9 protein-coding genes and 2 pseudogenes are annotated in these 11634 nt (G+C 45.4%); 9 read left to right on the forward strand and 2 right to left on the reverse strand.

Going from position 1 to position 11634, the window contains the following annotated elements; translation table 11 throughout:
- The 8 genes and pseudogenes from rbsK to MKX75_RS14160 form a co-directional block, all read left to right on the forward strand.
- Window positions 1-879 carry a ribokinase gene (gene rbsK, locus MKX75_RS14125; RefSeq protein WP_062834390.1) on the forward strand — a complete coding sequence of 293 codons (879 nt, stop codon included), beginning with the start codon at window positions 1-3 and terminating at the stop codon, window positions 877-879.
- Window positions 879-1280 (forward strand): D-ribose pyranase, encoded by a 402-nt coding sequence (gene rbsD, locus MKX75_RS14130; RefSeq protein ID WP_339170121.1) that lies wholly within the window; start codon window positions 879-881, stop codon window positions 1278-1280. The genes rbsK and rbsD overlap by 1 nt, the downstream gene beginning before the upstream one ends.
- Before the next feature lie 15 nt (window positions 1281-1295).
- On the forward strand, window positions 1296-2777 hold the full coding sequence (locus tag MKX75_RS14135) for a sugar ABC transporter ATP-binding protein (protein ID WP_339170123.1): 1482 nt from the start codon (window positions 1296-1298) through the stop codon (window positions 2775-2777).
- Between the two features lies 1 nt (window position 2778).
- Entirely contained in the window at window positions 2779-3750 is a 972-nt protein-coding gene (rbsC, locus tag MKX75_RS14140) for a ribose ABC transporter permease (protein ID WP_076331134.1), read from the forward strand.
- Window positions 3751-3764: 14 nt separating this feature from the next.
- Window positions 3765-4697 carry a ribose ABC transporter substrate-binding protein RbsB gene (gene rbsB, locus MKX75_RS14145; protein WP_339170126.1) on the forward strand — a complete coding sequence of 311 codons (933 nt, stop codon included), beginning with the start codon at window positions 3765-3767 and terminating at the stop codon, window positions 4695-4697.
- A gap of 323 nt (window positions 4698-5020) precedes the next feature.
- A pseudogene (locus MKX75_RS14150) lies at window positions 5021-5287 on the forward strand (YggS family pyridoxal phosphate-dependent enzyme); the annotation flags it as partial.
- Window positions 5288-5342: 55 nt separating this feature from the next.
- Window positions 5343-6548 carry a benzoate/H(+) symporter BenE family transporter gene (locus MKX75_RS14155; protein WP_339170129.1) on the forward strand — a complete coding sequence of 402 codons (1206 nt, stop codon included), beginning with the start codon at window positions 5343-5345 and terminating at the stop codon, window positions 6546-6548.
- A gap of 59 nt (window positions 6549-6607) precedes the next feature.
- Window positions 6608-6936, forward strand: a pseudogene (locus MKX75_RS14160) (serine hydroxymethyltransferase); the annotation flags it as partial.
- A 134-nt stretch (window positions 6937-7070) separates the two neighbouring features.
- Here the strand turns inward: MKX75_RS14160 and MKX75_RS14165 are convergent.
- Together MKX75_RS14165 and MKX75_RS14170 are read right to left on the reverse strand one after the other, a co-directional pair.
- Window positions 7071-7691 carry an SDR family oxidoreductase gene (locus MKX75_RS14165; protein ID WP_076331138.1) on the reverse strand — a complete coding sequence of 207 codons (621 nt, stop codon included), beginning with the start codon at window positions 7689-7691 and terminating at the stop codon, window positions 7071-7073.
- A gap of 45 nt (window positions 7692-7736) precedes the next feature.
- Complete coding sequence (locus tag MKX75_RS14170; RefSeq protein WP_339170132.1) at window positions 7737-9167, reverse strand: PLP-dependent aminotransferase family protein; 1431 nt, start codon at window positions 9165-9167, stop codon at window positions 7737-7739.
- A 284-nt stretch (window positions 9168-9451) separates the two neighbouring features.
- Here MKX75_RS14170 and MKX75_RS14175 point away from each other — a divergent pair, with 284 nt between their 5' ends.
- Window positions 9452-11557: a serine hydrolase domain-containing protein gene (locus tag MKX75_RS14175; RefSeq protein WP_339170134.1), complete on the forward strand. Its 2106-nt coding sequence runs from the start codon at window positions 9452-9454 to the stop codon at window positions 11555-11557.
- The last annotated feature ends 77 nt before the right edge of the window (window positions 11558-11634 follow it).

Genomic DNA, 11634 nt, shown 5'->3' on the forward strand with positions numbered 1-11634 from the left:
ATGGCTAAAATATGCGTAATTGGAAGCAGTTCGATGGATCTGGTTGTTACTTCTGCAAGACGGCCGGGAGCGGGTGAAACCGTTCTTGGCGATAGCTTCAAAACGGTTCCTGGTGGCAAAGGAGCCAATCAGGCTGTCGCCGCTGCACGATTGGGTGCCAAGGTTGCGATGATCGGCCGGGTAGGCGACGATGCTTTTGGCAAAGATATTTTAGAGAACTTTAGAGCAAATGCTGTAAATACGCAAAATGTGAAACCGGTTACACATTTAGAAAGTGGAACGGCTCATATCATTCTGGCGGAAGGTGATAATAGTATCGTAGTGGTTGAAGCGGCGAATCGCGAAGTCACTCCTGCATATGTCGATGAAGCAGCGGAAGTGATCCGCAATGCAGATATCGTACTAATTCAGCAGGAAATTCCGGAGGAAACGGTTGTTCATGTGAGTGCACGATGTGCTGAATTCGGAACACCTTTACTGCTCAATCCTGCTCCAGCGAGAACATTGCCGCAAGAAGTGATCGACAATGCCGCATATATCACGCCGAACGAGCATGAAGCCGAGATTTTGTTTCAGGGCATGAGTCCGGCAGAGGCATTACGTCAATATCCTAACAAATTGTTCATCACGGAAGGCAGTAAAGGCGTTCGTTATTTTGATGGGGCAGAGGAAATTCTGGTCCAAACTTACAAGGTTGACGCAGTGGATACCACTGGGGCAGGGGACACGTTCAACGCCGCATTTGCAGTTGCTTTGGCTGAAGGCAAACCGTTGCAAGAGAGCATACGCTTCGCCAATCGTGCTGCATCGTTGTCCGTCACCAAGTTCGGAGCGCAGGGCGGCATGCCAACGCGTGATGAAGTAGAGGAGAGCTTGTAATGAAAAGAAATGGCATGCTGAATAGTCACATTTCCAAGATTTTGTCTGATCTGGGCCATACGGACATGATTGCGATTGCGGATGCAGGTCTGCCGGTACCGGACGGGGTACTCAAAATTGATCTGGCCCTTAAATTGGGAACACCAAGTTTTCGCGAAGTGGTGGAAGTGATCGCTGAAGATATGGTCATTGAGAAAGTCATTGTGGCCGAAGAGATTTGCGAAGGCAATCCCGTAGCCCTGCAATTCATCACAGAGAAATTCGGGGTAGAAGCTATCGATGCTTCCGTCAGCCACGAACAATTCAAAGAATTAACACGGCAGGTGAAAGCTGTTATCCGCACAGGTGAAGCCACACCCTATGCCAATTGCATTTTACAATCGGGAGTCCATTTCGGTTAAAAAGGAGGTTGCGTAATGCACATTCAGATGCAAGACATTCATAAAGCGTTCGGTACCAATCAGGTACTGAGCGGAGTGGATTTTGAACTAAAAGATGGTGAGGTTCATGCCCTGATGGGGGAGAATGGGGCCGGCAAATCCACACTGATGAACATCCTGATTGGTCTTCATCAGCGTGATCAGGGGACCATCACCATAGACGGAGAAGAAAACTATTTTGCAAGTCCGAAGGAAGCAGAGAAACTGGGCATCACCTTTATACATCAGGAGCTGAACGTATGGCCTGAAATGACGGTGCTGGATAATCTCTTCATCGGTAAGGAACTGACATCATCATTCGGGTTGCTTAACACAAGACAAATGAAAGCGCTTGCCAAAGAACAGTTCGCCAAGCTTTCTGTACACATACCGCTGGAACGTCCTGCGGGAGAGTGCTCCGTCGGGCAACAACAGATGATCGAGATCGCCAAAGCGCTAATGACAGATGCCAAGGTCATCATTATGGACGAACCAACAGCAGCACTCACAGAGCGCGAAATCCAGAAGCTGTTCGGCGTAATCAGCTCGCTGAAGAAGGAAGGCGTATCCATCGTGTATATTTCTCACCGAATGGAGGAGATCTTCACGATCTGTGACCGAATTACGATTATGCGTGATGGAAGAACGGTAGACACGCAAGCTATCCCGCAGACAAGCTTTGATGAAGTGGTCCGGAAAATGGTAGGTCGGGAACTTACGGAGCGTTACCCTGCCCGGAATCCTTCCTATGGTGAAGTCGTTTTGGAGGTACGGAATGCAAGCAGCAAAGGGTTATTTGAGAATATCAACTTCAATGTGAGAGCGGGGGAAATCCTAGGTTTCTCAGGACTTATGGGTTCTGGACGGACAGAGATTATGAGAACAATCTTTGGTTTGGATACGTTGGATCGTGGTGAAATCTTCATCCGCGGCAAAAAAGCGAACATTCGTAAACCGGCCGATGCTGTGAAACATGGAATTGGGTTTATTACAGAAGACCGCAAGGATGAGGGGCTGGTATTAGACTTTTCTATTCGCGAAAATATGGCGTTGACGAATCTGTTCAGTTTCTCAAACAAAGGTTTCATTTCAGCTTCGAAAGAACAAGACTTCGTAGATACATTGATCAAACGTCTACAGATCAAAACGCAATCCTCCGAGACAACGGCAAGGAATCTATCCGGGGGTAACCAGCAGAAGGTGGTTATCGCGAAATGGGTTGGTATCGGTCCAAGCGTACTTATCCTGGATGAACCCACACGCGGAGTGGATGTCGGAGCGAAGCGCGAAATCTATGAATTGATGAATGAACTGACAGAACGCGGTGTTGCAATCATCATGGTATCGTCGGAGCTACCTGAAGTGCTTGGCATGAGCGACCGGATCGCGGTTGTGCATGAAGGACACATCAGTGGCGAGGTTGCAAGGGAAGTAGCCACACAAGAACACATTATGACATTGGCCACAGGGGGACAGTGATATGACAACAATGCAGGAAAACAAAACGGCCAAAAGCGGCTTCCGTTTCTCAAATGTAATACAAAAATTAGGACCGCTGCTCGGCTTAATCATTCTTATTCTCATCGTATCGGTGTTGAATCCAAGTTTCTTGGAACCGCTTAATATCTTGAATTTATTACGACAAGTCTCGATTAATGCGCTGATTGCCTTCGGTATGACGTTTGTTATCCTGACGGGCGGAATCGATCTCTCGGTCGGCTCGATCTTGGCTTTATCCAGTGCTTTTGTAGCGAATATGATGTTGTCCGGCCTGGATCCGATCTTGTCCATCATTATCGGTGTCGCACTCGGTGGTGTCATGGGTATGGTCAACGGACTGATGATTACCAAAGGCAGAATGGCTCCATTTATCGCTACATTGGCAACGATGACGATATTCAGAGGACTGACATTGGTGTACACGAACGGTAACCCAATTACAGGACTCGGAGATAATCTGTTGTTCCAATTGTTCGGCCGCGGTTACCTGCTGGGCATTCCGGTACCTGCAATCACGATGCTGATTACCTTCATGATTCTGTGGATTGTTTTGCATAAAACGGCTTTTGGCCGCAAAACGTACGCTATTGGTGGTAATGAGAAAGCCTCCATTATCTCGGGGATCAAAGTTAATCGCGTGAAAATTATGATCTACTCCCTGACAGGAATGCTCGCTGCTTTGGCAGGTGCAATTCTGACATCGCGCTTGAATTCAGCCCAACCAACGGCAGGTACATCCTACGAGCTGGATGCAATCGCTGCCGTTGTATTGGGCGGTACAAGCCTCGCTGGAGGACGCGGACGTATCGTTGGTACACTGATTGGTGTTTTAATTATCGGCGTGTTGAATAATGGATTGAACTTGCTGGAGGTAAACTCATTTTACCAAATGGTTGTAAAAGGCATCGTCATTGCCATTGCCGTCCTGCTGGACCGCAAGAAAACAGCATAAGGAGAGAAGCAAATATGAAAAAGTGGATTTTAACACTCGTAAGTATGCTGATGATCATCGTTCTGGCCGGGTGCTCTCTGGAGCCACCGGAATGGGCGAAACCTAATCCAAATAAAAGTAACGGACAGAAGAAAATAGGTTTGTCGATATCTACACTGAACAATCCATTCTTTGTATCACTGAAGGACGGGGTCATGGCTGAAGCCAAAAAACAGGGAATACAGGTGATCGTGGTTGATGCGCAAAACGATTCGGCTAAACAAACCAATGATGTGGATGATCTCATTCAGCAAGGCGTCAGTGCACTTCTGATTAACCCTGCGGACTCTGCAGCGATCTCCACAGCGGTTCAATCGGCCAATAGTGTTGGTATTCCCGTGATCACGCTGGATCGCTCCGCAGATAAAGGCGAAGTGGCGGCACTAGTAGCATCGGATAATGTAAAAGGCGGACGCATGGCAGCTGAATACTTTGTGGAACAACTGGGTGAGGGAGCAAAAGTTATTGAACTGGAAGGTGTGCCGGGCGCTTCTGCAACAAGAGAACGGGGTAAAGGCTTCCACGAAGTGGCTGACAAGCAACTCGATGTAGTTTCCAAGCAATCTGCTGATTTCGATCGGTCCAAAGGATTGAATGTCATGGAGAACTTGCTACAAGGTAATCCAGACGTGCAGGCGGTATTTGCTCATAATGACGAGATGGCACTTGGTGCCATTGAAGCGATTCAAAGCTCAGGTAAAGACATTCCGGTCATCGGATTCGATGGCAATGATGATGCAATTAAATCCATTCAGGATGGTAAATTGACAGCAACAGTCGCTCAGCAGCCTATACTGATTGGCCAACTGGCGCTGCAAGCAGCTCTGGATGTGCTCAGTGGCAAGCAGGTGGAGTCATCGATTCCCGCTGAATTGAAGTTGGTAACCAAGGAAAATGTGAATGAGTAAATCATCATAAAACACTCTTTTTCGTTTTGGAAATAAACTTAGAATTAAACCAAGCCGCTAATATAGCGGCTTTTTTTCATTTTCAAAGTGCGTGGGCATCATATCAAACAGATTACTGGCTTTTAATAGCAACAGAAAGGTACCCAATTGAATTGTAGTCCGTTTTGTGGTTTTGGATTGCTTCAAAAGAGTATTTTTGGATATGTATAACCAATCCATTTGTTGATACACTAGCATGACGTTCTACACAGTCTTCACAATACATAAGGAGGAGCTAATCTCAATTATCCATTCCTGTGCGGAATAGAAAGAAGGTGGCTGACATGCGGCATCTGGTAGAAGAAAATCTTCAATCTGTAAGACAGCAAATGGCACTGGCCTGCCAGGCTTCCGGTCGCAACATAGAGGAAATTCAGTTGCTGCTCGCGACCAAAACGGTACCGCTTGAGAAACTAGAGGTAGCGATTCAAGCAGGTGAGGTTCTATTCGGAGAAAACAAAGCTCAGGAACTTCGGGACAAATTTCCACTTATGCAGCAACACGAACAGGTGGAATGTCATTTTATCGGACACGGTATTTACCAGACGAATATTACTGTAATGAAAAACACACGCATCGATGATTAAGTGAAAGGTAGTGTTAAATATGAAGACAGCATCCCCTTCGTTACATGGCCGTGATTTGATATCGCCGGTGATCGCCGCTTTAATATCCGTAATTGTTAATTACGGGGGTACGTTTATCCTTGTTTTTCAAGCTGCAAAAGTGGCTGGTTTAAGCCCGGAAATGACCGCGTCCTGGATTTGGTCCATCTCGATTGGGGTAGGAGTAACAGGAATTTGGCTCAGTTATCGATATAAGGAACCGATTATTACAGCCTGGTCTACACCAGGTGTGGCGTTTCTAGTTTCGGCATTAGCGGTAACCCCTTATCCGGAAGCAATTGGCGCTTACATGATTTCAGCAGTTGGATTTATTATTTTAGGTTGGTCAGGCATGTTTGAACGTTTCGTTCGACTTATTCCCCCAGGCATCGCTTCCGGATTGTTAGCAGGTATTTTACTACAGTTTGGTATTTCGGCCTTTGGAGGGGCGAAGGTAGATCCTTTGCTTGTGATTGTACTGTTTGCAGCCTATATCGTGCTAAGAAGGTTTACTTCCCGTTACGCCATTGTTGGCATATTGGCAATCGGTTTGATTTATTTGATATGCATGGGGAAAACAGACTTCAGTACGATCCAATTGGCGGTAGCATCGCCTGTATTTGTTGTTCCAGCATTTTCGTTAAATGCTTTACTTGGCGTTGCGCTACCGCTGTTCATTATTACCTTGACAGGGCAGTATATGCCCGGAATGCTTGTTCTGCGTAATGATGGATTCAAGACAAGTGCCAATCCTATTTTGGCTGTAACAGGTTTGGGTTCGCTTCTTGCAGCCCCATTCGGATCACATGCTTTTAATGTGGCAGCTATTACAGCAGCGATTTGTACAGGAAAGGATGCACATGCGGATTCAACCAAACGTTATATTGCAGGTATTGCTTGTGGAATCTTTTATATTTCTGTCGGCATTTTTGGCGTAACTTTGGCTGCTCTGTTTTTGATTCTTCCTGCTACCTTTATTGCAACATTAGCGGGATTGGCCTTACTTGGAACCATCGGTGGCAGTCTTGCCAATGCATTAACGGACCCTAAGGGACGTGAAACTGCATTGATTACGTTTTTGGCGACAGCAGCGAATGTGACTTTGCTTGGTGTTGGTGGTGCATTTTGGGGACTGTTTGCAGGAATGATGGCACATCTACTGATGAATAGTAAATTTCCCAAAAAACAATTTGGAACGAATAGATAACCGTAAGGTTGGGAGGAAGCCCAAGGTGATTATCTAACACACGGAAGTCTCGTTAATTTTTCATTGAAGGTGTTCTGAGTAACGCCAACGTATTGGAAGAAACTTTAATGAATGAAGGACTCACCCTTGTATCGGGAGGAACAGATAATCATAAGCGAGTAAAAATGCAATCCCTCACGATACGGCAAGTCCTTTGGTTACGAGCGGTATTCGTTTTGGGACGCCGGCTATGACGTCCAGAGGACTTGGAGCCAGGGAAATGAAAGAAATTGCTCAGCTGATAGGGCTTGCTTTTAAAAATCCAAAGAACTCGGATGTAAAAAATCAAATATTAGGTAATGTCCGTGAAATCACTTCGCAATTTCCTCTATATGAAGGACTTAAATAGCTCAACAGCAGACACAAATAGAGCCTGCAATTGTTCCAAATGGATAACAATTGCAGGCTCGTAATTTGCTTGTTTATATTGAAACTTACTTTTTTGAACGAAGAGATATACCTTAATTGAGATTTAGAGACGCCCTAGTAGGCTATACCTACACGAGACTGTACATAGTCATCAGACATTAATTGCTGATAAGCAAACTCCGCAGTATCGATTACAGATATAGAAGTTCCGCCGTCAGGCAAATAGTCACGCTCAACCCGGTATTTACCGAGAGATTCTCCATCAAATAAGTAGGTAGGACACACGATGGTCCATTCTAACTCTGAAGCCTTGAGAATGTTGTACATCTCCAGATGCTCCTCAGCGGCTCGCGTGGACTTACGTTTGGACTCAGGGGATTGAAAACGTAGCAAGCCAGAATCCGTTCGACTTTCCAATATTCCTGCTGTACCAATGGTAATGATTCTTTTGATACGCTCCTGAGCCATAACCTCAACAATATGTCCCATGGATTGCGATAATATAGTCGTTCCGTCGGTACTTAAGGAACTAACAACGAGGTCCACACCCTGTATGGCGTGATGAATATCCTCTTTGACTAAAGCGTTTCCTTGATGCAGAACAAAATTGTCATCGTTGATTTGTACCTTTTCCGGGCTTCTAACCAGTGCGGTTACATGATGATTGGAACGTAGGGCATGAGAGACGAAATGACTTCCAACCCGTCCGGTGGCTCCTAACACTAAAATTTTCATTACAAAAAACATCCTTTCGAATCCGATTGGAGAGCATCTTCTCCATCATAATACAATCTTTGCAAGCCGATATATGCCTTCCTCAATCTGATCCTCATCCACTTTCGCAAAACCTAATATCCATCCCTTTCGATGACTCTCCAAGCAATATCTGCTAAGCGGATACACGCGTACACCTTGATCAAGGGCAGCATTCGTCAGCGCTTCTTCGTCAAATGACGTTTCAGATTCTAGAAGCATATGTAATCCCGTTTCCACACCACTTAATGTAAATCGTGAGCCTAGCCCAGAAGCAACAATGGCTTTGGTCATGACTTCGTGTCTGCGTCGATATATGTTCCGAACTCTTCTCATATGGCGCATGAAATGACCACGTTCAATAAAGTGAGTAAGCGTTAATTGTTCCATAATCGGCAGATGACGATACGTTAGTTCGTGTACTTGGGTAAGGCGATCGATGGCTATTTTGAGGCCAATGATAGCGGATAGTCGAATGCCTGGTGCAACCATTTTGGAAAAACTCATCATATAAAGCGTATTCTGAGGTTGCTGACTAAATATAGTCGGAAGCGGATCTCCACGGTACCTAAATTCGCTATCGTAGTCATCCTCAACAATCCAATATCGATGATGAGCTGCCAAGTGCATCAATTGTTGCCTGCGTGGCTCCGACATAATAACACCAACGGCGCATTGATGAGAAGGTGTGACAAATACGAGTTTTGTCTGTGGGTGAATACGATCTACACATAATCCATACTCATCAACCGGAACGGGGTCGACTTGCATCCCTCGGTATTTCATCGCCATCCAAGCGGCAGGGAAGCCGGGATCTTCTACGGAAACTCTGTCTCCCTCACTTAAGAGTGCCTGGGCAATTAAATCAATACTATGTTGTGCACCTGAGGTTAACAAGATTTGATTAACATCGATATGAATGCCTCGTTCAAGTGACAAATAACGCTGAATCTGTCCTCTTAACGCCAGTAACCCTCTGGCATCACCATAAGCCCAAAGATCCAGATTAGGTTCAGTGGAAGCTTGTAAAAAGGATTGCCTCCAGGCTTTTGTGAAACTTTCATCCAGATAAGGCTCGTGGGGATTAAAATCAATTTCTATTTTGCGATTGTCTCTATTGCCAAACCAACTATGCAGATGACCAATCGATTCGTTTAGTGTAGGCAGTTCGGGCGGAATAGGCCCTTGCATCGTGACGTCTTCTGATGAACGAGGTGCATATGTCCAATCACTAACTCTTGTCCCGGCTCGTCGGGAGGTTACCGTATACCCTCGACTGAATAATTCCTCGTACACAATCTGTATGGTTGAGCGTGAAACACCAATTAATTGAGCAAGTTCGCGTGAGGGGAGTAGCAATTCGCCTGGTTGCCATTTCCCGGTTGTGATATTATGAATCGCTTGATCCAAAAGTTGCTGCCAGATCGGGCGTTGGTCATTCCGATTAACTTTTAGCATTGCTTCAACTCCATTACTCATGCTGAATTATGGACTGCATTTATTTATGTACTTAGCCATGTTATTGGCACTCCATTGATTGATATACCATTATAGCAAAAGTTTAATTTGCAAACAAAAAAAGCTGGACTAAAGCGATTTTTACCGTGTGTACAACCTATTTGGGTTGGTCCTGCTTGGTTCATACTCGATTCATATTCAAGCCACAGACAGTTCATCTTCTTCGGTTACACTACGGGAGTACGAACACAGAGATTCCTAATCCATAGACTAGACAGGAGAAGATGAGATTGACACGAAAGAAACGAACTTCTATCGCCGCCATAACTTTGGTGTTTGCAATGATGTCCCCAATGTCGGCCATGGCCACACCCGCTACCAGTAACGGTAGTAGCCCTACGTATGACCTAACTAAAAAAGCAGTAAGTGCAAAGGCCAAGGTACTCACTGAATCATACGCTACGACAAGTGTGCAGTACGCGCTGATGGATGATGGCGAGATTGTGATCTCCGGTCAGGCAGGCAAAAATGATCTGAAAAACAACATCCCGCTTTCTTCAGATACCATGTATGGCATTGGTTCAACCAGTAAAATGGTGCTCACCACCGCCGTAATGAAGCTCGTTGATCAGGGCAAGATCGATCTTGATGAGCCTGTCGTGAAGTATATTCCAGACTTTAAAATGAAAGACAAGCGTTACCAACAGATTACACCACGCATGTTACTGAATCATTCATCCGGACTTCTCGGAACGTCAAGTAACAGTGCAATACTGTTTGGAGATAATGATACCTACGCGCATGATACGTTACTGGAACAATTGGCGACGCAACATTTGAAGGCCGATCCTGGCGCATACTCGGTGTATAGTAATGACGGTTTTACATTAGCTGAGATTCTGGTTGAGCGGGTTAGTGACATGAGCTTCACAACTTTCATGCACCGGTACATAACCGAACCTCTTGGTATGGCGCATACCAAAACACCGCAGGATATTGTGGACCTTAGCCAGATGGCAGCAACATATGCCCCTTTGCATGAGGAGCAACTCCCATTAGAGACTACAAATATGATTGCCTCGGGAGGCATCTATTCCACTGCTGAAGATCTGGTTCAGTTCTCGAAAATCTTTACAGGTGAGGTTAAAGGTGTTCTTTCGGAGGAATCCGTAGAGGCCATGGAGCAAGAAGAATACAAGAGAGGTATGTGGCCGGAAGAAGGCGATTCGTCTATTGGTTACGGCCTGGGCTGGGATAGCGTGAACCTGTTTCCTTTTAATGATTACGGCATCCAGGCAGTAAGCAAAGGCGGCAATACAATAACCTATCATTCCTCCTTGATTGTGTTACCGGAATATAATATGGCTGCTGCGGTAACCTCTTCGGGTGGTCATAGCTCAACGGATCAATTGCTGGCAACTGAGCTGTTGCTTGGCGCGCTTGAGGAGAAAAATATCATTCCAGAGCGTAAGCCGGAGAAGTCTTATGATGCACCGGTGAAAACAACCATGCCGAAGGAACTTACACAGCACACTGGCATATACGTTGGTGGGGCAAACATGTTAATGAAGATGGACGTAAAAGATGATGGGCAATTAACGCTATCTAATCTGTCCTCTCCTAACAGTCCTGATCAGACCTATACGTACACCAATGATGGCTCATTTGTTAATGATGCGGCTACGGAAAAGCTGAAGTTCGTTCAGGAAGTCAATGGGAACACATATTTGTGGTCTCGCTTGTATCAGTCTATTCCTGGACTTGGACAAGTTGCTTCGTCGGAATATAAAGCAGAAAAGCTTGAGACCAATGAATTGTCTGCAGAAGTAAAGGCCGCATGGCAGAAACGGGAAGGCAAAGCCTACGTGTTGGTCAATGAAAAATATACATCAACACTGTACAACGCAGCGATGCCGATGATTCCCATTCATACTTTTAATGAGCTGCCTGGTTATATCTACACCAATAAAATTGTTGGAGCTAACCAAGCCGTGAACCAATTGCAAATTCCTGGATTAGCGGGCCGTGACACGATGGAGTTTAATTTCTATGAGGAAAATGGCGTGGAATATGTTACAGCTGGAGGCAACGTTTATGCTGCTCAAGACATCATCAAACCGATCTATGCGGGAAAACAATCGAAGACTACGATTCAGGCGAATGGTCATGCCACATGGTACTCGATTCCGGCATCAGCTGCAGGTAAAGAAATGACCGTCAAGATGTCTGCAAACAGCGCATTTGCTGTATACAACCAAGCGGGTGTAGGCATTAATCATACAGTGGTCAGTGGACAAAACGAAATTGTATTGCCTGAGAACGGAACCATTGTGTTCGCGGGTGAAGCTGGTTCGAAGTTCGAGATTGTATTGACAACCAGAGCAAATTAATGGATGATAAAAAACTGTATAACAAAAAGTCGCGGAAATCGCGGCTTTTTTTGAGTTTTAAATTTTAAATAATACGT

This window comes from Paenibacillus sp. FSL R5-0341 (genome assembly GCF_037975235.1).
In the GTDB taxonomy this organism is placed as follows: domain Bacteria; phylum Bacillota; class Bacilli; order Paenibacillales; family Paenibacillaceae; genus Paenibacillus; species Paenibacillus amylolyticus_A.

Bases quoted from the DNA above. Each gene is read 5' to 3' on its own strand.
- rbsK (WP_062834390.1), top strand. From the start codon at position 1: ATGGCTAAAATATGCGTAATTGGAAGCAGTTCGATGGATCTGGTTGTT.
- rbsD (WP_339170121.1), top strand. From the start codon at position 879: ATGAAAAGAAATGGCATGCTGAATAGTCACATTTCCAAGATTTTGTCT.
- MKX75_RS14135 (WP_339170123.1), top strand. From the start codon at position 1,296: ATGCACATTCAGATGCAAGACATTCATAAAGCGTTCGGTACCAATCAG.
- rbsC (WP_076331134.1), top strand. From the start codon at position 2,779: ATGACAACAATGCAGGAAAACAAAACGGCCAAAAGCGGCTTCCGTTTC.
- rbsB (WP_339170126.1), top strand. From the start codon at position 3,765: ATGAAAAAGTGGATTTTAACACTCGTAAGTATGCTGATGATCATCGTT.
- MKX75_RS14155 (WP_339170129.1), top strand. From the start codon at position 5,343: ATGAAGACAGCATCCCCTTCGTTACATGGCCGTGATTTGATATCGCCG.
- MKX75_RS14165 (WP_076331138.1), bottom strand. From the start codon at position 7,691: ATGAAAATTTTAGTGTTAGGAGCCACCGGACGGGTTGGAAGTCATTTC.
- MKX75_RS14170 (WP_339170132.1), bottom strand. From the start codon at position 9,167: ATGCTAAAAGTTAATCGGAATGACCAACGCCCGATCTGGCAGCAACTT.
- MKX75_RS14175 (WP_339170134.1), top strand. From the start codon at position 9,452: ATGAGATTGACACGAAAGAAACGAACTTCTATCGCCGCCATAACTTTG.